Here is a 22599-nt window from a genome sequence, read left to right as displayed (position 1 = left end):
TGCCTCCTTTACTGCTGGAACGGGTACACCGAACCGAGATCCAGAATTTGCGTCAGCTGATCCAGCGCTTCGCGCCCTTCGCGCAATAGCTGCGGGTCAGCCAAATCCGCCTGAGTCAGGCGATCACGATAATATCTGTCGACCCAGGTATTCAGCGTGTCGAACAGCGAATCGTTCATCAGCACCGACGGATTCACAGCCTGAAGTTCGGCCTCATTCAGCACCACTCGCAGGCGCAAACACGCCGGACCGCCGCCGTTGGCCATGCTTTCGCGCAGATCAAACACTTTCAGTTCGTTAATCGGGTTGTCTTGCGCCAACATATCATTCAGATACGACCACACGCCCTGATGTTCACACGACTCCTGCGGCAGGACCAGCATCATGCTGCCATCGGGCTTGCTGAGCAATTGGCTGTTAAACAGATACGTCGACACCGCATCGTTCACCGACACGCGAGAGGTCAGCACTTCCACCGGCGTAAAGCCCGGCACGCGCTCACGCAGCTGGGCCAATAACTGTGGCTGATCCAAAAACGCCTGTTGATGGCAGAACAGCACCTGACGGTTGCTGACCGCAATCACATCGTTATGGAACACGCCCTGGTCGATCACCGCTGGATTCTGCTGCGCAAAGATAACCTGCTGCGGGTTCACCTGGTTGAGTCGGGCCACCGCCTGGCTGGCCTCCAGCGTCTGACGAGCCGGGTAGCGCTGCGGCTGCTGCGGGCCGCCCTCTTCACGCCCATACACGAACATTTGCAGGCCCGGCTGATGGTAATCGCCGCCGAGGCGGTTATGGTTTGCCGCCCCTTCGTCGCCAAACATCGCCACCTGAGGCAATGCGCCGTGAACGGCAAATGTCTGCTCATTATTGAAAATCGCCCGCAGCACCGCTTCGGTGGTCGGGGCTTCGCTGGCGCGGTGGAATTTATTATTGAGATTCGCCACCGTCAGATGCACTTTGCCGTCCAGCGCATCGGCCGACGGGCAAACCGTCGCGGCATTCGCCACCCACATCGACGAAGCGGAACTCACGGCGGATAACAGCTGCGGCGACTGGGCTGCCGCTTTTTCGATGACCTGCTCATCGCTACCGGTAAAGCCAAGCTGGCGCAGGAGCGGTACGTTCGGGCGCTCCTGCGGCGGTAGCACGGCCTGTTTATAACCGAGATCCGCCAGGGCCTTCATCTTCAGCAGGCCCTGTTTCGCCGCTAGTTGCGGGTTCGACACGCGGAAACGGTGCTTCGTCGAGGCTTCATTGCCGAAGGACAGCCCGGCATAGTGGTGCGTCAGTCCCGGCAGCCCGTCAAAGTTAACTTCCCAGGCTTTCATGATTTCACCTCAGAGGAAAAATCGAGACCCGGATTGAGCGTGCCCGGCAGACTCAGTCCCGGAGATTCCAGGCTTGCCATCGGCCATGCGCAATAATCCGCGGCGTACCATGCGCCCGGTCGATGGTTGCCCGACGCACCCACGCCGCCAAACGGGGCCGTACTCGCCGCGCCGGTCAACGGTTTATTCCAGTTGACGATCCCTGCGCGGGCTTCCAGCAGCAACTGGTCAAATTTCTCACGATCGGCAGACACCAGCCCGCACGAGAGGCCGTAACGGGTGTTGTTCGCCAGAATAATCGCTTCATCAAAAGTGTCGTAACGCCAGACGCAAAGCAGCGGGCCAAACACTTCTTCATCCGCCACATTTTGCGCTTCGGTCATATCAATAATGCCCGGAGTCACTAATGACGTGCCGGGTTTTAGCAATCGCGGCTCCAACAGCGACACACCGCCGTTGGCAACGTGCTGCAGCCAGGCAGTACGCACATTTTGCGCGGCCTGTTCAGAAATCAGGCCGCCGATAAACGGCTGCGGTTCGGCGTGCCAGCTGTCAGGCACGATCCGACGGGTGACCTCCACCAGACGTTTCAGGAACGCATCCCCTGCTTCACCGCGTTTCACCAGCAGACGACGGGCGCAGGTACAGCGCTGTCCGGCGGTAATAAACGCCGATTGCACCGCCACGTGAACCGCGGCATCAATTTCCTGCGGTTCATCGACGATCAGCGGATTGTTGCCGCCCATTTCCAGCGCGAGAATTTTCTGCGGCTGTCCCGCCAGCTGGCGGTGCAGCGTAAAACCGGTATTCGAGCTGCCTGTAAACAGCAGCCCGTCGAGATCGGCCTGTCCGCTTAATGCTTCACCGACCGCGCGCCCGCCCTGAATCAGGTTCAACACGCCCGCCGGTAAGCCCGCCTGCTGCCACAGTTTCACCACGGCTTCGCCGCTCATTGGCGTTAACTCGCTCGGTTTGAAAACCACGGTATTGCCCGCCAGCAGCGCCGGAACGATGTGTCCGTTCGGCAAATGGCCGGGGAAGTTATACGGACCAAATACCGCCAGTACACCGTGTGGACGATGACGCAGCGTGGCCGCGCCGTCAGGCATCGGCGTTTCCTGTTCACCGGTACGGCTGTGATAGCCCTTCACCGAAATGGCAATTTTGTTGATCATCGCGCCGATTTCCGTCGCCGCTTCCCAGCGTGGTTTGCCGGTTTCGCGGGCGATAACCTCCGTCAGCGCGTCTTTATTACTTTCCAGCAGCGCGGCAAATTTCTCAGCAATCTGTTGCCGCGTGCTGAACGGTTGTTTTGCCCAGGCGGGGAACGCTACACGCGCCGCTTTTACCGCCTCGGTAACTTGTTCGGCATCTGCGTCATTCCCTTGCCACACCGCTTCGTGCGTAACCGGATTAGTTTTGCTGCGTGCCTCTGCGCGCCCGGCGACCCAGTCGCCATTGATCCATAAACTCATGCTTTTTTCTCCTCAGGGCAAAGGCGAACCAACCGTACGCGGTCACCCGCATGGCATTTCAGGGCATCGAGCTGTTTCGCACTCAGCAACAGTCTGTCGGTGTGCGGGTCAGCCTCCACCAGCATCGCTCGATACTGCTGATACTGTTCGTTGGCGACCAGACAGGTCGGTAACTCGCCCGGCGCAGGTTGGCCTTCGCCCACTTCCACCAGACGGCTTTTGCGGATCGCGCGCACGCGGTCAATATCACACTCCAGCGTCGGGCCGCCGTCGAAAATATCGACGTAGTTACGGTAACGGAACCCTTCTTTTTCCAGCACCGCACGCGCGGGTGCGGTTTGCGGGTGTACTTCGCCAATTACCGCCCGCGCCTCTTCGGAAAGGAAATCCGTGTAAATCGGATGTTTGGGCATCAATTCGGCGATAAACGCTTTTTGCCCGGTGCCACACAGGTAGTCCGCGCGGGCAAACGGCATTGAGAAGAAACGTTGGCCGAGGCTTTCCCAGAACGGGGAGTAGCCGTGCTCGTCGATCACGCCGCGCATCTCTGCCACCACTTTGTCATTAAAGCGGTCACGGAAGGCGGCCATAAACAGGAATCGGGATTTTGACAAGAGGTAGCCGTTGCCCTCTTTACGCCATTCCGGGTCAAGAAACAGCGTACAGAGTTCGCTGCTGCCGGTGTGATCGTTACTCAGAAACAGCGTCGGCAACGCGTTGTAAACGTTCAGCTCTTTCGACGCATGAACCTGAGTACCGACGCGATAGTTGTACCAGGAGTCGTGCAGGCCGACCGCGACCTCGATGGCACAAATCCCCGCCACGCGACCGGTGGACGTATCCTCCAGCACGAAAACGTAGCCCTGTTCGCCTTTCTCGAGGCTGCCATTCCAGGTGTTGATCGAGCGTTCAATGCGCGCCGACAGTGTGGTTTCATCGGCAGGAAGCGACGTTAAACCGCCGCCCGTTTTCCCTGCAAGCGCCAGCAGGCCGGGCAAATCCTCATGTCCGACCGGACGGATCACCATCATGATGACACCTCAGAGACAAAGCGCTCGCAGGTTTTGGCAAAGCGGTCGAGACCGGCCTTCACCTCTGCTTCGCTGATAATCAACGCAGGCGCAAAGCGCACCACGTTGGCCCCGGCGATCAGCACCATCAGCCCGTTTTCAGCGGCGAGCTGGCTAATCTGCTTGGCTTTTCCGGCATATTCCGCTTTCAGCACGCAGCCGATAAGCAGGCCCATGCCGCGCACGTCGTCGAATAAACCGAACTGGGCATTGATGGCGCTCAGGCGTTCGGTAAACCACTGGTTGCGCTGCTTCACGCCATTCAGTACGTCATGGGTATTAATAATAGAAAGCACTTCCCCGGCTACCGCGCAGGCCAGCGGATTGCCGCCGTAGGTGGTGCCGTGGGTGCCGACGGTCATTACGCGGGAAAATTCCTCGCGGGTCAGCAGCGCGCCAATCGGGAAACCGCCGCCGAGCGCTTTCGCCGTCGACAGCGCATCAGGCGTTACGCCGTAATGCATATAAGCGTACAGCTCGCCGGTACGGCCCACGCCGGTCTGCACTTCGTCAAAGATAAGCAGCGCGTTGTGACGGTCACACAGTTCACGCAGTTCTTTCAGGAAGGCCGGAGTGGCAGGTACCACGCCGCCTTCGCCCTGAATAGGCTCAACAATCACCGCGCAGGTGTCGTCGTTGATGAGCGCTCTCGCGGAGTCGATGTCGTTATACACCGCGTGCTGAATCTGTGGTGGCAGCGGCGCGAAATCCTGCGAATAGGAAGGCTGTCCGCCCGCGCTGACGGTAAACAGCGTGCGGCCGTGGAATGCGTTTTTGAAGGCCACGATGCCGCTTTTCTGTGGGCCAAATTTGTCGTGGGCATATTTACGCGCCAGCTTCAGCGCCGCTTCGTTGGCTTCCGCCCCGGAGTTACAGAAAAATACTTTGTCGGCAAAAGTGGCGTCAATCAGCTGTTTTGCAAGCTTCAGCACCGGTTCATTGCTGTAGCCGTTGCCAGTATGCCAGAACTTTCCGGCCTGTTCGGTCAGGGCGCGAACCATCGCCGGATGCGCATGGCCCAAGGCGTTCACCGCGATCCCACCCGCAAAATCAATGTACTCTTTGCCCTGCTGATCCCACAGGCGAGACCCTTCTCCACGTACCGGAATAAAAGGCGCCGGGGCGTAGACCGGCATCATCCAATCGTCAAAATTTCCACGCGTAACTGACTGAGACATAGCAACCTCTTCTTCCGGTAAACACAACGTTATTGTGATGTTAATTAATATGAGCACTTGTGCTGTAAATGTATATTGCAGGCATCGTGCCAGCCAGCGACAAAAGTGCATAAATGGAAGCCGGCAACTAAATATCAATAACTTACAACCCACACCCATTCACCATTAATGCATATAAAGTGAATAGAAACCGATTTCAGCGCCATTAGAAGGATTAATAAGAGCAACATTATGCATTAGTAAATCTTAATTCGTGATTTGTGAGGGCTGCGACATTTGTCGTAAATTCCCGCCCCAAAACGGGGCGTCGTGCGCCAAAAAGTCGCATCGCTGGAGGATAAATCGGTTATTAAACCGCCAGACCGCCATTCCGTTTGCACCTATCGCGTCCTGTTTGTCGCCCTTCTTCCGCTGCACTACGCTCAAGAGGTTTATTTCACTGGCAACCTGGCGAGGAAACCTATGCGGCTTTTTGATGCGGTACTGATTGGTGCAGGCCAGGCGGCCCCGTCTTTGGCGGTTGAACTGGCGGCGCGCGGTCAGCACGTCGCGCTGATTGAAGGCAATTTTTTTGGCGGCACCTGTGTCAATTTCGGCTGCACGCCGACCAAAACCCTGCGCAAATCCGCCCGGGTGGCGCACATGGCGCGTCGGGCTGCGGATTTTGGTGTGAACACCGGGCCGGTGAGCGTTGATTTTTCCGCTGCGATGGCGCGGATGCACGCCCGGGTTGAGTCCTCGCGCAGCGGGCTGGTTCAGTGGCTGGAGGGCACCGACAATGTAGAAACGATCCACGGCTGGGCGCGTTTTGTCGGGCGCGACGGCGAGCGTTTTCTGCTTGAGGTCAACGGTGAAATGCTGTCTGCCGCGCAGGTGTATCTCAATACCGGCACTCGGGCGTTTATCCCCTCGCTGCCCGGCCTGGAGACCGTGCCGTACCTCGATAACGCCAGCCTGCTGGCGCTGACCGAATGCCCGAAGCATCTGGTTATACTCGGGGCCAGCTATATCGGGCTGGAGCTGGGGCAACTCTTTCGTCGCCTTGGCGCAGTCGTGTCGATTATTCACCGTGCGGATCGCATTGCCGAGCGTGAAGACGCCGACATCAGCCAGCACATTACCGATTTCCTGCGCGATGAAGGGATTACGTTTTATCTCAACAGCAGCATAAACAGCCTGGCCCCCGCCGCAGACGGGCTGAGCATTCAGCTCGCGGACGGCCATGAAATAAGCGCCAACCATCTGTTAATTGCGACCGGCCGCCAGCCTAATTCAGAACGACTGAATCTCGAGGCCGTTGGGATAGAAACCGACGCGCGCGGCTTTATTCGCACCGATGCGAACTTCAATACCAACATCGCAGGCATTAAAGCGCTGGGCGATATCAACGGGCGTGGCGCGTTCACCCACACCAGCTATCACGATTTCCAAATAGTGCTGGCGGAAATTGACGGCCAGCAGTCGGACGGGCAATGGCACGACGCAGACAGGCGCGCACTGAGTTACGCCATGTTTACCGACCCGCCGCTGGGTCGGGTGGGCATTACGCTGGCACAGGCTCGGCAACAAGTGAAACAAGGGGCGCAAATCCTGGTGGCCGATTTCAACATGGCCGATGTCAGCCGGGCCAAAGAAGAAAGCGAAATCTACGGCATGATGCGCCTGATTGTCGATGCGCAAAGCGAGCGCTTCCTCGGGGCGGCAATCCTCGGTATCGGCGGCGATGAGATCATCTCGGTGATTTCCAATTATATGGCCACCGGGGCCAGTTACCGGCTGATGCTCCAGGCGCTGCCCGTGCACCCGACCGTGGCGGAATTTTTCCCGACAGTGTTGGCAAGGCTTAAACCGCTGATCTAAAAACAAGGGACGTTGCTTACCAGGGAAAAGTTTTAAGTAAAAAGGGCCGCAATATCAAAAATATTACGGCCCTTATACAACAACGACGCGTTCAGCCTGGCTTTGGAAGGGTATTCACTTCGGAGTCGAGCCTTCATCTCTCAATCATAACTGCCAATTATCAGTGACTTTTTGTCACCTGCGGCAGTTTCCAGTCATTTTTCATGACGGCATCCTGCGGCTGATACATACGGAACAACATATAGAAGTTGCCTTCAGGTGCAGGCAACCAGTTGGCATTCGGGTCGGTCGGTTTTTTATGGCTCAGGGTGATGGTCACACTGCCATCTTTGCCCACGACCAGACCTTCAGTGTCGGTACCAACTTTGTAACGATTCAACTCATTATTCACGAGCATTTTGGTCTTAGCATCGTACATCGTGATGGACCAGAATGCGTTCACCGGCGGCTGAGTTGGCAGCCTAATGGTGTAATCATTCGCGCCTGTCAGCGGCTGTTCTTCACTGTCGTTGTAGCGGATTGGATAGACCGCTTCTTTCTCACCCTGACCGCCGAGATAAGGCCCGGAAACCAGAGAGCGCAACGGATAGTTATAACCGAAGGAATCCAGACCGCGCACATAGCTCCAGCCATTACGGATTTCAGAGGTACTGGTTAGCGTCGACGCTGCAACGGCTGGCGCATCGGCCAGGCCACGTTTAACGCCGTCAAGCATGACCTGAGGCACATGTTCAGGGTTGTAACCGCTGTCGGTCAGACCAATACGGCTGAACTGACCATACAGACCTTTATCCTCAGGTTTGACCGGGTTCTCTTTTAACGCTGCAGCCAGCAGACGGAAGAAATCGAGTCCGTCATTTTTCAACTCCGGCAGCGGCGGTAATGTGTCGGAGTAGACCTTGCCACTGAGTGAGGTGAGCTTGAATTCTTTCTGTAGCGTGTGCAGTGGTGCCATATCTTCACCCTGCTTAACGCGCAGGCGACCCCACAGCCAGATTTTATTGGTTGAAACATGCAGAACCTTCGCGTCTCCGGGCAGTTTACCTTCCCAGCCTGGCGGAACTAAAACGAATTTCCCGGCCGCAGTGCCCGTGGTTCTTCTGCCGATGTAGTGCTCCAGCTCCTGCCACATATCGAACACATCCACCACGTAATAGCGGTCATGAGTATCCGGCACGGTCAGGACGTAAGGCTCATCAAGTTTTACCACAGCGCTCATATACAGCGTGTCGTTGTTGGCGCTCGGCATATCTTTTGCTGCAGGTGTCGCCAGTTCTGTTGCCCAGCCAATCTGGTTCAGTGGGGCCCGGTAACTGGTTGCTGGTTTTGGTGACGGCACATTGATGTAATCACGAACAACCTGCTCCATACGCACAATCGGATACCCCCAATTCCAGGCTGAAACAGCAGAGCTGTAACCATCCACGTCCAGTCCTTTGTTCACAACATCAGGTGTACCTTGCAATGTGAGCAAAGGATCGTGGTAGGACTGAGTATTCGCCTGGGCCAGTACGGAGGCGGAGCCTCCGAGCAGGCCGGTTAAGAGAAGAGCTTGCGCTAACGGTTTTATTTTGATCATGGTTTTTTCCTGTCACGTAACATGTTCATTTGTGACTGACCTTTCATACGAATCAGTCACTGATTAATTCAACGTCATTTAACTAAAATGAAAGTATACCCATCATGAAGTTACCTTGCTCTCTGACCGGCTTCCGACAAATAATACATGCGCAGGCGTTTAGAGTAATAGTGTACATCTTCGACAGTTTCCCTTAGACAGAACCGAACGGAAAGCAAAGGCAATTCCAGAATGACGGCCCCTTTAGGTAGTTCACTAAAAACGGTGCCAGTGTTAAGTGTCGATGTGTCATAAGTTTAGCAAACCATGGCAAGATGAATGTCTCAGATTATAAAAGTGTTATTTTCCAATCGACGCATCTTTATATATTTATTATTAAACGTTGCGTTTGGATATAACAAATAAGTAAGTTAAGGAAACCATTCACTCATACCTGACTGGCTGTGCTTCCGATTTTAATAAAATGAATAACGCGTACGAGACTTACCGATCATGAATACTATGGAACCCCATAAACTTTAGCTTTTGCTCCCATATTCTACATTGCTGTTATCAGGACATGTTTTCGCTGAATAAAATGTCGCACTGGAAAATCAACTTAATAACCAAAAAGCAAACTTAATCTCTGTACCCTTCCAGTTTGATGTGGATAATCAAGCAGGGCCAAGTAATGGATAATGCCCTTTCAACTAAAGATAATGCGAATGTCCACTCATAACGGACTGCCCGCTTACGTCAGGCCGTTTTGCGCCAAAGCGGACACCAGGATTAACCATTTTCTGCCTCTGACAATCTTAATCAGCTCATAATTCGAGCCGAGTAAGATACATCATTACACCGTCGGGATGGTGCCACCATCTATCACATATTCGGTGCCAGTGATGGTGGCAGCATGAGACGACGCGAGGAAGGCAATGAGATTCGCCACCTCAATAGGCTTTGATGGACGGCCAACAGGGATACCCCCGAGTGCATTCATGATGAGTTGCTTACCGCCTTCGTAATCCGTTCCCGCATGCTTCGCCAGTCGCTCTGCCATCGCAACCGAAGCTTCAGTTTCGATCCAGCCGGGCGCAACACGAACCACCCGAACCCCTTTCGGGGATACCTCTTTCGACAGGCTCTTGCTGTATGCTGACAGCGCCGCTTTTGCCGCTGCATAGCCGGTGGTTGAGTCCGGTAACGGTAGTTCACGCTGGATAGAGGTCACGTGAATGATAACCCCACAGCCCTGCGCCACCATCCCTGGTAGCAGCGCGCGATCTAAGCGTACCGCTGGCAGCAGATTAAGGTTGAGCTCCTGCTGCCACTCCGTTTCACCCAAGGCTGCAAAACCACCACCTGGTGAAGTAGAACCGCCCGCAACATGGATGATGGCGTCGACACCGCCCAGATGCATTTGAACGGCTTCTGCTACTGAAGCACACCCGCTGACCGTGGTCAGGTCCGCCGCCACGAAGGTGTCTGCGATACATTCTGTGGGCGTATGACGCGCGGTGGTTAATACCCTGGCACCCAGTTGCTTTAATAATCCAACGACCGCTTTGCCGACACCTTTGGTACCTGCAGTAACCAGGATGCGTTTACCCTGAAAATCAATATCTAACGACATCAGATAATCTCCAGTGTGTTGATCTTGTCGCCGACCAGGCCGAAAGCATGTGTAAGCACTATTGGGCTGCCGGGAAAATTACCGACAACGTTTGATATGACCGTCACCCGATGGCCTTCGGTGAGGAACTGAATCGGCTCAACGCTGTAATCAAACGCGGCCTGTGCGGCACGTTGCCAAGCCTCAATCGCTGCGTGTCCCTTATGCGTTTTACCTTCGTCTCTCACGTCAGCATCGGCAGTAAAACAGTGCTTAACGTTGGCAATATCTGCGCCGTTGCTGATCGCGAAATAGTCACAAATAGCGTGCGGTAGGGCTAATGACATAGCTGTTAACTCCCGTTATTTACAGTACCGGAATATTCAACATAAACTGTAAAATTGACAAGTACGCACAAAAAAGTGAGCGACTGAATTATGAGTAAGTTATATACACCAGCATCTGCCGCAAGCGGCGTTGAGCATGTGCTGCGACTACTGGAAGGTCGCTGGAAATTAATTATTCTTTTTCATCTGTTCGATGGAAAGGTACAGCGCTATTCTGATTTTGAAAAACTGATCCCGGGTATTTCACAGAAGATGCTGGCGCAGCAACTGCGACAACTGGAAGCCGACGGCATCGTATCTCGCACGGTGTACCCTCAGGTGCCTCCGAAAGTAGAATATCGCCTGACCGAGTGGGGGCAAGCGCTGTGCCCGGCCCTTGATGCAATGCTGAAATGGGCGGAGAAACGCGAGGATTAGTTGTCGTTGGGGCCTTTTTGTTGCGAGCGAAAATCACTTCTCCAAATGGCTATAAATCCGCGATTGATAGCGAGTGGTTTTATCATTTCAATGAAGAGGGTTATTTGGATTATCTTTAGCTGGATAGACCCGATAAGTAGCCAACAGGATGACTTAAGTGTTGATGGCATTAGCGTCCGTTCCTCGATCAGAGCAGACTTTATGTACGTTATACCCTTCTGCTCAGTGCCATGAGCGCAAGTGGTACACCTCTGTTCAGATGACACAATTTAATGAGCCACTACGAATTCACAGCGCTTAGTCAGTTCGTCCGCCAAGTGCCAACAGCGCACGTTCCTGACATCGCAGCATATTTTTGAGCATCATCATAAGGAATTGGTAACCTTTTGGGACTTAATCTGTGATGAGTTATCCAACAGCCTAATTGCAGGAACCATACTGGCAGCAATAGTGGCGATGACTACCGCCATCGCTGAAACTAAGAGCACATGGCTGCTCCCAAAATGTATTGCAAGCGGTCCGGCGACCAGTTCACCGAACGGAATAGCCACAAACGAACCCACTGCATCATAGGCGTATACGCGAGCCAATTTCTCCGGCGGAATATGCGTTTGTAGCGAATGAGCCCAGGACACGCCGAACAGGCCAAAAGCGACGCCGGCAATAAAAAACGTGGCTATAAGCCACAATGCCGAAGCAAGCTGGCTGAGCATAAAAATCGGCACTGCGCAAAGTGATATCAACATGACACCAATAAAGAGATCTCGCCGTGGACGCCATCGCAGAGCAAGGAACGATCCTGCAATCAGGCCAATACTTTGCGCGGCAACGATAATCCCCCAATTAGTTCGTCCAAAAGAGCTATCAGCAATCACTGGCCCAAGTACCATAACAACACCACTAAAAGCAGCATTAACAATAGTAAACTGGACAACAATCGACCAGACCCAAGCTCGACTGGCGAATTCTTGCCACCCCTCTTTTAAATCTTGCAAGATATTATCCTGGGATGGACATGCCTCAATTGATGTGGCGCGAATGAAGAAATAAAGTGGTGCAGAGACTGCGAAACCCAGCGCATCAATTGCGAGTCCCCAACCCGGACCGACTGTACTGGTCAATATTCCACCTAGTGAAGCGCCGATTACGGTACAGCTATAAATACCGAGCTGGATTAATGCGTTGGCTTCCCGCAAATTCTGTGCTGGAACAGTCTGAGGAACCAGCGCAGAGGACGCAGGTAATGCGATACCGGCAGCCGCTCCGTTCAACGCACCAAGTAATGCCAGGCTCATCACAGTGGCTGAACCATCCAGCACCGACCATGCAACGATAGCTTGTGAAACGGCGGCTATTACTGAAGAAGAGACTAAAACGAGGCTACGTGAATAACGGTCCGCCAGTACGCCACCAATTAACAAGAATGCAACGTTAAAAATGGAACGTGATGCAACGACGATACCTAAATCAGTGACGGCCCCGCCAATATCAAGGACTGCGAACGCAAGTGCGATCGGTGCAATACCATTACCCAGTACGGTAAACAGGCGTGCGACAAATAGATAACGAAAGGCTTTGAACTGATAAGCGCGAGTTCTTTTGTTACACGAATTCATTGAGGTACTGGCTTCCAGGATAGAGGATGTTTTTTAGAATACCTGCATTTCAACAATATTTGAGCATAAACTTAAGAGTGCACAATATTATGGATTTTCAATATAGACAGACATAGGGGCAGCTCTTCGCTCATACCAGACTCCCAGCCAGCGCATACACCTTGCGGATAAAAATGTGTTTTGCCATCGTCCAGCGCAGTATTCCCACCAGGCACCAGATTTACACTTGTTGGCGACTTAATGGCGCATCAGCACTTTTTTGTGACGTGCGCGCGGCTGTAGTCCAAAGATGGACCGGGCGAGATTGCGCATATTCATGATCGCCATTGAAGGTGCCACCATCCATATCAGTTTTTGTTGGGCCACCGAACATAAAACTGCCCATGTCACTGAGCATGACAGGGGCTTTTCAAGATTCCCATTTTTCTTCGGGTTTGCAGACCAGGGAGAACCGTCATAACGCACAGTGCAATAGCGGGGACAAAGACGCTTGTTCTCAACATAAATAGTTTTGCAGAAATATTTAGTTAATACAGCGGCATGCTTTCATCCGGTCGGTTTCATATATCGAAATGGAGACCGGCAATGTTTTTTATACGTTCAGGATCCGTATGTGAATGGAAGCAACTAACGCCGGTATCAAGCCCGGCAATGAGGCTCAGCTCTTCCTCATTCAGCTCGAAATTAAAGACATCAATATTTTGTGCCATTCGCTCCGGGCTGACTGACTTTGGAATAACGACAATTCCGCGTTGAATAAGCCAGCGAAGAACCACCTGGGCAACACTCTTACCGTACTTCCCACCAATAGTTTGCAGTACTGGCATCTGGAAAAGATTGTTGCGCCCTTCGGCAAATGAAGCCCACGACTGAGGTTGTACCCCGTTCGCCTGCATGAAGGCGACGTTGTCGTGCTGCTGATAGAACGGGTTGATTTCTATCTGATTGAGTGCCGGGGCAACGTGACTGAAAACAGTGAGATCGGTGAGCCTGTCCGGCGAAAAGTTGCTGACACCAATGTTACGTAATATCCCGACATCATGCTTTTCTTCCATCGCGCGCCACGAACCGAATACGTCTGAGTAAGGCTGGTGAATAAGGTATAAATCCAGGTAATCAAGCCCAAGTCTCGATAGCGAACGGTCTATGGCTTTCAGGGTCTGGCTGTACCCCATATCTTGCACCCACACTTTTGTCGTAATGAAGAGTTCATCGCGGGGAATGCCGCTGCGTATAATGGCCTTACCAACCGCCTCTTCATTCTGATAAGCGGCGGCTGTATCGATCAGACGATAACCGGCCTGAAGTGCTGCATATACTGCCTCTTCACACTCAAGCGCATCCTGTATCTGATAAACGCCAAACCCCAGTTGGGGCATAAGAGCACCGGATTTAAGCGTGACAAAGTTCATAGATTTACCTCTTCGGGGCACTAAGCGTTCGCGCCGGGTGGATTTAAAGGTGGCAGTTGCTTTTGCAATGAGGCGATGCCTGGTCAATGTAGCATCGAAAAATGACAGCAAACATCCCCACAACTGCACAAGGATATTTGTTACTTTAATACATTCGTGATAGATAATTAATAATCTAAAGTCACATTTACTTTACTGAAAATCGCATGGATCCTTTATCTGACGTTCTCAATTTGCTTTCGGCCAGAAGCTATACGACCTCCGGGTTGAGTGCTCCCTCTGGCTGGGGACTCCACTATCCGGGTTTTGATGGCCTCAAGTTTTTTGCGGTCCAGAGCGGTGTCGCCCGATTTAAAGCTGATAGTTGCGATGAGTGGATAACCCTGCATCAGGGCGACGGCATCATCCTTACCCGGGCATGCAGTTTTGCTGTTACAACGGCTGACGGGAAGGTTCAGGCAGAGTCTGAAGTGACCCCTTACCTCTTGAAGGAGGGTATTGCTGATTACGGTGGCGATGCGCTGATAATGATTGCCGGAAAGATGGAAATCGACAAATCTTCCGCGGATCTGCTTACCCGGCAGCTACCGGACGTTATCAGGATTATTTCAGATAGCGACAGCACGTCAGTTTTTACTCTGCTGATGAATTACATCAGGACAGAGAAAGCTTCACTTTTGCCCGGTTCAGACATTGTTACAGACCATCTCATGCATTTAATGATGGTAGAAGGGATACGACGGGGTGTGGCGCAAAATATTGACACGCAACCGGGCTGGCTGAGCGCGCTTCATGATGCGCGAATAGTGCGTGCTCTTACTGCCATTCATCAGACCCCCTCCAACAACTGGCGTTTACCGGAACTGGCTGAGATAGCCGGTATGTCACGCGCCGGATTCCTGCGACGATTCTCACAACTTACCGGCACGACTCCGCTTAATTATCTCGCAGAATGGCGGATGCACATTGCCAGTAAGGCTCTAAGGACCACTTCTGAGCCGGTTAAAAAAATCGGATTTTCACTAGGATACGGGTCGGAAAGCGCTTTCAGCACAGCCTTTAAAAGGATCTATGGTTGTTCCCCCATGGAACATCGACGAAAAAGTGGCTTTTAACAGTTGAAAGCTACGCATGAGATCAACTATAGCGTCGAGGCTCACCTCGCCAGCTGTATTGGATAGTGTCTGCTCATCGCTCACAGCGGACCGGAATCAATCAAACATCTCCTTTGTGCCAGGAGAAGACGTTACTTGCATTAAGTTATGTTAGTTTACGGGGGGAAGGTCACTGAGCTGAAATGACCGGACTTTAGCTAAGTTGTCAGAATTTAGTAAAAAAATAATCTTAGATAATGTCAGCTCTATTCACTTGATGACCAAACATCTCTTTACTGCGCGCTCAAAAATTTGCATCTGTTTGCCCTCATGAAGTTCAGTTTTATCGAGTGTCTCACGTTGCGGCACTGTAAACACGGCTAAAGCTTATTCCCCTTTATGGATTATCCTCATGAATTACCAGCGTGGAAGAATATGCCTGCCAAATCGTGCATTAGGAAAAAAAATAATTCGGCGCAAACTTACTATACCAAACAATCTGCTTTCTTCATTCTTCATTCTTCATTCTTCATTCTTCATTCTTCATTCTTCATTCTTCATTCTTCATTCTTCATTCTTCATTCTTCATTCTTCATTCTTCATTCTTCATTCTTCATTCTTCATTCTTCATTCTTCAATAAACTTAGATTCATTCCACAATAATTTCATTTCTTTTTTGGTTAGCCGGGAAGAAACGTCTTCAGTTTGCATGCTGCTGAATACCACACCGATATAGGGATTTAACTTTGGCCACGGTTTGGTTTTTCGTTTGTAATGGCCGTGCGGAACTGAAGGGAAACAATCTGCATCACCGACTGTAAATAGCCATTTGTTGAAAGCTAAGAAATGCATCGAATCATCTTCATCCTCGCTTGCTTGACCTCTTCCAGCACAATTACCACTTTATTGTGAATCTTTCATTCTGTTATTTCTATCCCATTCATCCTCATAATGTACCCTACTTTCTTCCGGAAATGCATAATCTTCCCCAGGAGCGTTGCGTGGGTCAGCAACACTGCTGCTGCTGTCTATAAGACATCTGTATACTTCAAGACGCTCCTGATATTCGATCAATCCGATAATACCTAATCGATAACTCAGAAATGTAAGCTTCATGATTTCTATGGACATTTTAAATCCTTTTAGAGAAGAATTGACCGGAATGCTTTGGGGGAATTTATGTTACGAAAAAGGCTACGACTACGCAAACTTGATGGGGTCGGTTCTTGCCAACATATCTCAGCCCGACAATAAAATCGCATTTTTCATGGATGGGCAGCAAAACTTTGTCTCGATGATGCGTTAGAGATCTCTGAGTCGATTGAAGTCTTAAGTTATCAGGGCTGCAACAGCAGCTCTGTGCCAAGAATGCAAGTTGGTATTTTTTGCCAACTTGAAAAATGGCTACTATAAAGTGTCTGTTAAACTCGAGGCTATTCAGATTCAGTTATCGTTTCTGAAATCAGGCTTTCGTACGGAAAAATGAGTCGAAAAACGACCCGTTTTTGCTCATTCGAAAACCGGATCGCCGTCGCCGGGGAAAAAACCATCCGCAGGTTTTACCGTGAGATCAATCACAGACGGATCGTATTTTATTGCTAGGAAGCGCTCGCGATAAAGGTGGTAGGCCGCATCGCAGACGTTACTGGTGAAATAGGCGTTATAACCACCCCCAACGGCCGCGCCAGCGATAGGAATCGTTTGGGCCAGTTTTGCTTTTGTGAGACGAATCCCCAGGCTGTGGGCAATCTGCTGAATAATCTTCACAAATACTTGTTTTTCCAACTCTTCCCAGACTACTTTCTTGGCGACCTGCTGCGATATTTTTACCAGTTGCGCCATGGCGACGTTTTTCGCCATAGTCGATGAAGCAGCAGAGAGCCCTAATATGTTAAAGGCAAAAAGCCGTTCTTCCTGACGAGTGATATCAAAACCGTAATACGTCGCATATTCTCCGATGGCTCGCAGATTCAATGTAATGAGGGTAGGTATATCGATGGCCATCCCTGCAATCCCCATCACGCCCGTACCAGCACCTTCCGCCAGTGCGATGCCCTTATATTTGGCTGCTAGCCAGCCGACGGTTTTATCGATGTCCTCAAGACGTAACGTTTCAATATCTTCGTAGTGATTGATGTGGACATGCCCGTTGTTACGGAACTCTTCGAAGATCGCCTCTGGTCGTACTGACCACAGCGCGGCATCGTTACAGACTCCCACAAGACCCTGCACAGAAGATTGAATGGCTTCGCCGACGACAGGCGTTGAAAGAACCAACTCACCGGCGCTGTTTAGAGGCTTACTTATTAATTCAAATGATTTAGCCAGAAAACCGCGCGGTGGGTTTTTCCAGTCGTGGATTTTCTGAAGTGCATTTTTATCGTAATCAATCAGTTCCATGTTATCCCTTGCCTGCCGGTCATCAGTATTTGTATGACGTGAATTTGATACTAAAGTTATCGGCAATAAAAACGTGTAGATGAGTGCTTTAAAGTTCTTTTGAAAATAGACCGCAAAAAGAATAGGGAGAGTTTAGAAGTATACTGGATTGTGAGGTTCGTCGATGGAAAAGAACACTTTGGCATGTCAAAGCTGTATAACTTCCATTCACGATTCTCCAACTTCCGCTCCTCGCTCAAAGTTGCCTGTCATTGCTGCTTAAAAAACAGGCTTAACGTAGGATATTTCCCGTTTTCCATGCGGACCCCTACGAACGCCTTTGCGAGTAATTTTACCCCTTCACCCCTTCACCATTAATGGTAAAGGGGTGAAGATGCGCGTTTCAGTGGTGCCAGGTTTTCCGCACCACTTTTTCATTGCGGTTATTACTTCGCGATTGAAAATTTCCGGCGGTTCGGCGGAAAGGATCGCTACGTTTTCAACAGCGCCATCCAGGCCATACGTATAACGGACCTTAACCACGCCTTTTATGTTCCGCGCTACAGCCTTCGCTGGGTACAATGGTTCCTGGCGGATAATGTTCCCGTTACATTGCGAGCGTGCCTGTGTGTGATGCGCCGCGCAGCCGGTGAGTAATACGAACGCCGCCGCGAAGATTAACTTTTTCATTATTTACCTTCCGCACCATCTTTGACCAATGCCATTAACATGTCGGCAAACTCGCCCTTTTCTTCTTAGTTATAAAGCGCCATATCTTTCGAGATCTGCGCTTGTTTCATGAAGGCCGTGCGCCACTCCTGAATATCCGCAGGTTTTTACGGTAGCCCAGCCGCGCGCGTTCCTGCACCCAAGTCATAATTCGCGCCAAAAACCTGCATCATTCCCGGTAACATCTTCTCCGGTGTCATATCTAATTTTTCTGGCGATCCGCCATGCCTGACCGCGACGCGTTTCATAACGCCGAGCACCTCGCCAGTGCACAGCGCCGTAGCGGTGGCTTTATCAGCGTGTGCAGGTGCGGCGGAAACGGACAGCGCCAGGACGATCATTGCGATTAATTTTTTTATTAGAGGCCCCCTGCATGGTGATTTAAAGAATGCTGGTTCCTTTCCTCTGCCTATCGTCGCGTAAATGTCACCCTTCTCCTAGCAGCGGACATTAAAACGATTCTCTAAAACCGCTAATATGGTGACCACTTTTTGTCCAACACTACAATTAGTAACTAATGTTTCGTTAAATGAGCCTTTATGGCAAAACCTCATGACGACGTCAGGTGAAAAACAGCCGGATGAAAGCATATTTAAGAAATATACTGCTGATAGTACTGAATACGGCACCTGTTATGAAAGCGTGCTCTGTCACGATCTCTTCATTTCGGATATCTGCAAAACGAAGAAGGGCTTTTTCGAGATCAGGAGCGTCTGTTTGATACCGCAGGTATTTTCAAAATTCATCCATAAAAAAGCCCTCAAAAGTCATGAGGGCATATGAATAACTATATAAATAAAAACATTAGTAGTGAAAGCTTCCACCTGAATGACCACCACCGATAGACTCACTGCCTCCTAAACCATGGGCACTAAGGCTGTTTGCTGCATTATTGCTACCGTTCCCGGTTCCATGTTCACCATGACTGTTTACGGTGTCGTGGCTATGACCACCTTTCACCGATGTATTAAATGCACTGTCAAAGGGAACAGAAACCTGTGTATTTTTTGGAAGTGTCCCAACCGTAACAACGCCTTTATCTGTTTTTACTTTGGTGGAAGGTGAAAGCGTAGAAGCGGAGACATTAATAACACTATGACCAGCAGAATTAACTTTAGTACCTGCAACCATAGTAACTGGGTTGCCTGCTGAATTAGTTTTAATACCGTAGTTACTGATTTCTTGTGATTTCTGATTCAGAATAGCACTTTTTTGATCTGTATAAGCTTGTGAACGGGCTGCTGCTGCATCGTTAAGATGTGATTCAGCAGGTGAACCTACTACACCAGACCCTAATTGATATGCGGCACCTTTATAAGATCCTACCGATGCAGAATAATTTCTTTCAGCATGAGATACAGCTTCATTAGCTTGTGATACATCCATAGCATTTACAGAAAATGTACAAACCACACCCAATACAATTAACAATTTATTCATTACTATCACCATCATGAAATAATTAGAATTAGACAATTTCAAACTGAAATAAACATACACCAAATTTATTTTGAATCGCGAATTAATTGATTCTATTAATGTAAATTTAAGTCGAATCTTGATTTGGATCAATTTTCTTGGATAGGAAGTTTCAAATGAAAAGAAAGGAGGAAGATCCCCTATTAGAATAGTAAATAATTGATTTTTTATACTCGGGAAACCATTTTCTCTAACCCACTGTTTAATCGCAGGTTGTATAACTGAGATTATACTTGTACTGTTAATTGCTACTGCTGCTTTAAATTTAACATACAGATGTAAGTATCCCTCTACTCCGAACTATCCACTTTTAGAGATCTTCCGACATACTGATTATGTCCCCTCAGGAGATCGCTATGCGTAAGATCCGATTCACCGAACACCAGATCATCGCCGTTCTGAAGTCTGTCGAAGCCGGGCGCACCGTCAAAGATGTGTGCCGCGAGGCCGCTATTTCCGAAGCCAGCGACTACAACTGGAAGGCAAAATATGGCGGGATGGAAGCCGCTGATATCAAAAAAATCAAAGATCTTGAGGACGAGAACCGACGCCTCAAACAGATGTTTGCTGACCTGAGTCTGGAAAATCGAGCGTTAAAAGACGTCATCGAAAAAAAGCTTTAAAACCAGCGATAAAGCGTGAACTTGTCAGCTATCTGACTGCGCAATTTGCCATGAGTTTACGCCAGGCCTGCAGGACGTTATCGCTGAGCAGGACGGTGTATTTTTATCAGCCCGATACCCGGCGTGATGAATCGGTGATCCATGCGCTGACTGAACTGGCAGAACGCTATCCGCGCAACGGTTTTAAGAAGCTGTTCCAGCTGCTGCGCAGGCAGGGCAATACCTGGAACCATAAACGCGTTCACCGGATTTACTGCCTGCTGAAACTGAATTTTCGTCGTAAGGGTAAACAACGCCTGCCGGTACGCAACCCGACCCCGCTGGCAACACCGCAAGCGTTAAGCCAGAGCTGGTCGATCAATTTTATGCACGATGCGCTCGTCTGCGGCAGACGCTTTCGAACCTTCAACGTGGTGGATGATTTTAACCGTGAAGCGCTGGCGATAGAAATCGACCTGAATATTCCGGCTCAGCGTGTCGTCCGGGTACTGGACAGGATAGTAGCAAACCGCGGATATCCGCTGAAGATGAGGATGGATAACGGGCCAGAACTGGTGTCGCTGGCACTGGCACAGTGGGCGGAAGAACACGGGGTGATGCTGGAGTTTATCAAACCGGGTAAGCCGACACAGAATGCCTTTATTGAACGATTTAACCGGACGTACCGGACAGAAATACTGGATTTTTACCTGTTCAGGACCCTGAACGAGGCACGGGAAATCACAGAGCGCTGGCTGGCTGAATATAACAGTGAGCGGCCTCATGAATCCCTGAATAACCTGACGCCGGAAGAATACAGGCTGATGGCCGGAAACACGGAAATCTCAAAAAGGCATGGAACTAAAATGGGTGTGCTTACACTCCCACACAACCTCCGGAAGCATACTTGTTCGCCCATCCCCATTGCAGTAATCTCGCCCGGCATCTGCAACATCCGGTGCCTGGATTAGCCTCCAGAAAAACTTGGTGGAGACACAATGGCGGATTTACGCCGTTGAATATTTCACTTGGTGTAGTGGAGTTCATCCTATGACAACCCTCTTTCCCCCTGGCTGCGATTTACTGACTATCCCCTTTAGCGCCTCAACCCATTTCCTCGATCTGGCCGACTGCTGCGACCGCTTTGCGGCAACCCTGATTGAATGCGATAGCGATGATAACGTTTATAAGTTGGCGCTGTTAGGCCGCCTCAGCAGCTGTCTGGCATTGCTGGCCCCGACGCTGAACGATGCCATTCCGCCACATCTGGTTGAGCGTCTGACCGTCGATAAACTGCCGGAGCCACAACCCTATTGCGACCCCGATCACGAGGCGCTGTGTGAGTACTGCCAGACGCTGACACAGCTGCTGTCCCAGCAAGCGTTGCTGCCTGATGCGGAAAGAACGTTACGCGCATTATTGTGCGAGCTGGTGTGGATGTTCGCGGCGGATATGAAAGCCCCACGCTGGGAGCGTCAGTCAGCAGAACACTGATTGGATAACGGAGGGGTTGTGCCCGCGAATCGAGCGGGCACAATCTCAATCGGACAACAGACGAGTCACACAGCAGAAATTCTGCTAACATCCGTGCATCATTCACCTTGCACAGTGGCAGCGACTATGAAATTTCTTTCTTTTAATATCAACGGCCTGCGCGCCCGCCCACACCAGCTACACGCTATCGTCGCCAAGCACCAGCCAGACGTTATCGGTCTGCAGGAAACCAAAGTTCACGACGATATGTTCCCGCTCGAAGATGTCGCGAAGCTCGGCTACAACGTGTTTTATCACGGGCAGAAAGGCCACTATGGCGTGGCGCTGCTGACCAAAGAGACGCCGATCTCCGTGCGTCGTGGTTTCCCGGGCGACGATGAAGAGGCCCAGCGCCGCATTATCATGGCGGAAGTTCCCTCCCCGTTTGGCAACGTCACGGTGATCAACGGCTATTTCCCGCAAGGTGAAAGCCGCGACCATCCGACCAAATTCCCGGCAAAAGAGAAGTTCTACCAGGACCTGCAAAACTACCTCACCAGCGAACTGAAGCCTGAGAACCCGGTTTTGATCATGGGCGACGTAAACATCAGCCCAACAGATCTGGACATTGGTATCGGTGAAGACAACCGCAAACGCTGGCTGCGTACCGGGAAGTGTTCATTCCTGCCTGAAGAGCGCGAGTGGATGGACCGCCTGGTTGGCTGGGGCCTGGTGGACACCTTCCGTCATGCGAACCCGGAAACGCAGGACCAGTTCTCGTGGTTTGACTACCGTTCAAAAGGGTTTGATGACAACCGCGGCCTGCGTATCGACCTGCTGCTGGCGAGCCAGGGCCTGGCGCCGCACTGCATCGAAACCGGGATCGACTACGAAATTCGCAGCATGGAAAAACCGTCCGACCATGCGCCGGTGTGGGCGACATTTAAGAAATAATCCCTGCGTT

At 51.0% G+C, this 22599-nt stretch carries 20 protein-coding genes and 1 pseudogene; 6 read left to right on the top strand and 15 right to left on the bottom strand.

What is annotated here, in order from left to right; genetic code table 11:
- Positions 1-8: 8 nt before the first annotated feature.
- The 4 genes from astB to astC are packed head-to-tail and all read right to left on the bottom strand — an operon-like array spanning position 9 to position 5057.
- Positions 9-1334, bottom strand: coding sequence for an N-succinylarginine dihydrolase (gene astB / locus MUU46_RS20405; protein ID WP_258966508.1), 1326 nt, complete (start codon positions 1332-1334; stop codon positions 9-11).
- A complete protein-coding gene (astD, locus tag MUU46_RS20400; RefSeq protein WP_258966507.1) occupies positions 1331-2809 on the bottom strand; it encodes a succinylglutamate-semialdehyde dehydrogenase in 1479 nt (492 codons plus the stop codon). The genes astB and astD overlap by 4 nt, the downstream gene beginning before the upstream one ends.
- On the bottom strand, positions 2806-3840 hold the full coding sequence (gene astA / locus MUU46_RS20395; RefSeq protein ID WP_258966506.1) for an arginine N-succinyltransferase: 1035 nt from the start codon (positions 3838-3840) through the stop codon (positions 2806-2808). Before astA ends, astD begins: the two co-directional genes overlap by 4 nt.
- Positions 3837-5057: a succinylornithine/acetylornithine transaminase gene (gene astC / locus MUU46_RS20390; RefSeq protein WP_258966505.1), complete on the bottom strand. Its 1221-nt coding sequence runs from the start codon at positions 5055-5057 to the stop codon at positions 3837-3839. Before astC ends, astA begins: the two co-directional genes overlap by 4 nt.
- A 309-nt stretch (positions 5058-5366) precedes the next feature.
- On the opposite strand from astC, the gene MUU46_RS20385 reads away from it, so the two are divergent.
- Positions 5367-6917: a mercuric reductase gene (locus MUU46_RS20385; RefSeq protein WP_258966504.1), complete on the top strand. Its 1551-nt coding sequence runs from the start codon at positions 5367-5369 to the stop codon at positions 6915-6917.
- A 160-nt stretch (positions 6918-7077) separates the two neighbouring features.
- On the opposite strand, the gene MUU46_RS20380 is transcribed toward MUU46_RS20385, so the two are convergent.
- The 3 genes from MUU46_RS20380 to MUU46_RS20370 form a co-directional block, all read right to left on the bottom strand.
- A complete protein-coding gene (locus tag MUU46_RS20380; protein WP_258966503.1) occupies positions 7078-8496 on the bottom strand; it encodes a DUF1254 domain-containing protein in 1419 nt (472 codons plus the stop codon).
- Positions 8497-9328: 832 nt separating this feature from the next.
- A complete protein-coding gene (locus MUU46_RS20375) occupies positions 9329-10108 on the bottom strand; it encodes an SDR family oxidoreductase (protein ID WP_159758750.1) in 780 nt (259 codons plus the stop codon).
- A complete protein-coding gene (locus MUU46_RS20370) occupies positions 10108-10434 on the bottom strand; it encodes a nuclear transport factor 2 family protein (RefSeq protein ID WP_258966502.1) in 327 nt (108 codons plus the stop codon). Before MUU46_RS20370 ends, MUU46_RS20375 begins: the two co-directional genes overlap by 1 nt.
- Positions 10435-10524: 90 nt before the next feature.
- Here MUU46_RS20370 and MUU46_RS20365 point away from each other — a divergent pair, with 90 nt between their 5' ends.
- A complete protein-coding gene (locus tag MUU46_RS20365; RefSeq protein ID WP_159758746.1) occupies positions 10525-10851 on the top strand; it encodes a winged helix-turn-helix transcriptional regulator in 327 nt (108 codons plus the stop codon).
- A gap of 365 nt (positions 10852-11216) precedes the next feature.
- On the opposite strand, the gene MUU46_RS20360 is transcribed toward MUU46_RS20365, so the two are convergent.
- Together MUU46_RS20360 and MUU46_RS20355 are read right to left on the bottom strand one after the other, a co-directional pair.
- A complete protein-coding gene (locus tag MUU46_RS20360) occupies positions 11217-12467 on the bottom strand; it encodes an MFS transporter (RefSeq protein ID WP_258966501.1) in 1251 nt (416 codons plus the stop codon).
- Between the two features lie 560 nt (positions 12468-13027).
- Complete coding sequence (locus tag MUU46_RS20355; protein ID WP_258966500.1) at positions 13028-13879, bottom strand: aldo/keto reductase; 852 nt, start codon at positions 13877-13879, stop codon at positions 13028-13030.
- A gap of 206 nt (positions 13880-14085) precedes the next feature.
- Between MUU46_RS20355 and MUU46_RS20350 the strand changes: the two genes are divergently transcribed.
- Positions 14086-14994 (top strand): AraC family transcriptional regulator, encoded by a 909-nt coding sequence (locus MUU46_RS20350; protein ID WP_258966499.1) that lies wholly within the window; start codon positions 14086-14088, stop codon positions 14992-14994.
- A 606-nt stretch (positions 14995-15600) separates the two neighbouring features.
- On the opposite strand, the gene MUU46_RS20345 is transcribed toward MUU46_RS20350, so the two are convergent.
- From MUU46_RS20345 to MUU46_RS20320, 6 genes are all read right to left on the bottom strand, one after another.
- Entirely contained in the window at positions 15601-15825 is a 225-nt protein-coding gene (locus MUU46_RS20345; RefSeq protein WP_258966498.1) for a hypothetical protein, read from the bottom strand.
- Positions 15826-15876: 51 nt separating this feature from the next.
- The gene (locus MUU46_RS20340) at positions 15877-16104 is read right to left on the bottom strand and encodes a hypothetical protein (RefSeq protein ID WP_258966497.1); all 228 of its coding nucleotides are present in this window, start codon (positions 16102-16104) and stop codon (positions 15877-15879) included.
- Between the two features lie 378 nt (positions 16105-16482).
- Positions 16483-17373 carry an EcsC family protein gene (locus MUU46_RS20335; RefSeq protein ID WP_258966496.1) on the bottom strand — a complete coding sequence of 297 codons (891 nt, stop codon included), beginning with the start codon at positions 17371-17373 and terminating at the stop codon, positions 16483-16485.
- 339 nt (positions 17374-17712) lie between these two features.
- Positions 17713-18042 carry a TonB family protein gene (locus tag MUU46_RS20330; protein ID WP_258966495.1) on the bottom strand — a complete coding sequence of 110 codons (330 nt, stop codon included), beginning with the start codon at positions 18040-18042 and terminating at the stop codon, positions 17713-17715.
- A 146-nt stretch (positions 18043-18188) separates the two neighbouring features.
- Positions 18189-18422, bottom strand: a complete 234-nt coding sequence (locus MUU46_RS20325) for a hypothetical protein (RefSeq protein ID WP_258966494.1) — start codon at positions 18420-18422, stop codon at positions 18189-18191.
- Positions 18423-18885: 463 nt separating this feature from the next.
- The gene (locus tag MUU46_RS20320; protein WP_258966493.1) at positions 18886-19521 is read right to left on the bottom strand and encodes a hypothetical protein; all 636 of its coding nucleotides are present in this window, start codon (positions 19519-19521) and stop codon (positions 18886-18888) included.
- 395 nt (positions 19522-19916) lie between these two features.
- Here MUU46_RS20320 and MUU46_RS20315 point away from each other — a divergent pair.
- The 3 genes and pseudogenes from MUU46_RS20315 (at position 19917) to xthA (ending at position 22589) form a co-directional block, all read left to right on the top strand.
- Positions 19917-21027, top strand: a pseudogene (locus MUU46_RS20315) (IS3 family transposase).
- A 185-nt stretch (positions 21028-21212) separates the two neighbouring features.
- Positions 21213-21656 (top strand): hypothetical protein, encoded by a 444-nt coding sequence (locus MUU46_RS20310; protein ID WP_258966492.1) that lies wholly within the window; start codon positions 21213-21215, stop codon positions 21654-21656.
- 126 nt (positions 21657-21782) lie between these two features.
- Entirely contained in the window at positions 21783-22589 is an 807-nt protein-coding gene (gene xthA, locus MUU46_RS20305) for an exodeoxyribonuclease III (protein WP_258966491.1), read from the top strand.
- The last annotated feature ends 10 nt before the right edge of the window (positions 22590-22599 follow it).

Source organism: Scandinavium tedordense (assembly GCF_024764965.1).
Taxonomy (GTDB): domain Bacteria; phylum Pseudomonadota; class Gammaproteobacteria; order Enterobacterales; family Enterobacteriaceae; genus Scandinavium; species Scandinavium tedordense.
The sequence above is the reverse complement of the archived record's forward strand: the minus strand, read 5'-3'. Positions and strand labels throughout refer to the sequence as shown.

Bases quoted from the DNA above. Each gene is read 5' to 3' on its own strand.
- MUU46_RS20330 (WP_258966495.1), bottom strand. From the start codon at position 18,042: ATGAAAAAGTTAATCTTCGCGGCGGCGTTCGTATTACTCACCGGCTGC.
- MUU46_RS20360 (WP_258966501.1), bottom strand. From the start codon at position 12,467: ATGAATTCGTGTAACAAAAGAACTCGCGCTTATCAGTTCAAAGCCTTT.
- astC (WP_258966505.1), bottom strand. From the start codon at position 5,057: ATGTCTCAGTCAGTTACGCGTGGAAATTTTGACGATTGGATGATGCCG.
- MUU46_RS20355 (WP_258966500.1), bottom strand. From the start codon at position 13,879: ATGAACTTTGTCACGCTTAAATCCGGTGCTCTTATGCCCCAACTGGGG.
- xthA (WP_258966491.1), top strand. From the start codon at position 21,783: ATGAAATTTCTTTCTTTTAATATCAACGGCCTGCGCGCCCGCCCACAC.
- MUU46_RS20365 (WP_159758746.1), top strand. From the start codon at position 10,525: ATGAGTAAGTTATATACACCAGCATCTGCCGCAAGCGGCGTTGAGCAT.
- MUU46_RS20320 (WP_258966493.1), bottom strand. From the start codon at position 19,521: ATGAATAAATTGTTAATTGTATTGGGTGTGGTTTGTACATTTTCTGTA.
- astB (WP_258966508.1), bottom strand. From the start codon at position 1,334: ATGAAAGCCTGGGAAGTTAACTTTGACGGGCTGCCGGGACTGACGCAC.
- MUU46_RS20370 (WP_258966502.1), bottom strand. From the start codon at position 10,434: ATGTCATTAGCCCTACCGCACGCTATTTGTGACTATTTCGCGATCAGC.
- MUU46_RS20310 (WP_258966492.1), top strand. From the start codon at position 21,213: ATGACAACCCTCTTTCCCCCTGGCTGCGATTTACTGACTATCCCCTTT.
- astD (WP_258966507.1), bottom strand. From the start codon at position 2,809: ATGAGTTTATGGATCAATGGCGACTGGGTCGCCGGGCGCGCAGAGGCA.
- MUU46_RS20380 (WP_258966503.1), bottom strand. From the start codon at position 8,496: ATGATCAAAATAAAACCGTTAGCGCAAGCTCTTCTCTTAACCGGCCTG.
- MUU46_RS20350 (WP_258966499.1), top strand. From the start codon at position 14,086: ATGGATCCTTTATCTGACGTTCTCAATTTGCTTTCGGCCAGAAGCTAT.
- MUU46_RS20375 (WP_159758750.1), bottom strand. From the start codon at position 10,108: ATGTCGTTAGATATTGATTTTCAGGGTAAACGCATCCTGGTTACTGCA.
- astA (WP_258966506.1), bottom strand. From the start codon at position 3,840: ATGATGGTGATCCGTCCGGTCGGACATGAGGATTTGCCCGGCCTGCTG.
- MUU46_RS20325 (WP_258966494.1), bottom strand. From the start codon at position 18,422: ATGATCGTCCTGGCGCTGTCCGTTTCCGCCGCACCTGCACACGCTGAT.
- MUU46_RS20335 (WP_258966496.1), bottom strand. From the start codon at position 17,373: ATGGAACTGATTGATTACGATAAAAATGCACTTCAGAAAATCCACGAC.
- MUU46_RS20345 (WP_258966498.1), bottom strand. From the start codon at position 15,825: ATGCATTTCTTAGCTTTCAACAAATGGCTATTTACAGTCGGTGATGCA.
- MUU46_RS20340 (WP_258966497.1), bottom strand. From the start codon at position 16,104: ATGTCCATAGAAATCATGAAGCTTACATTTCTGAGTTATCGATTAGGT.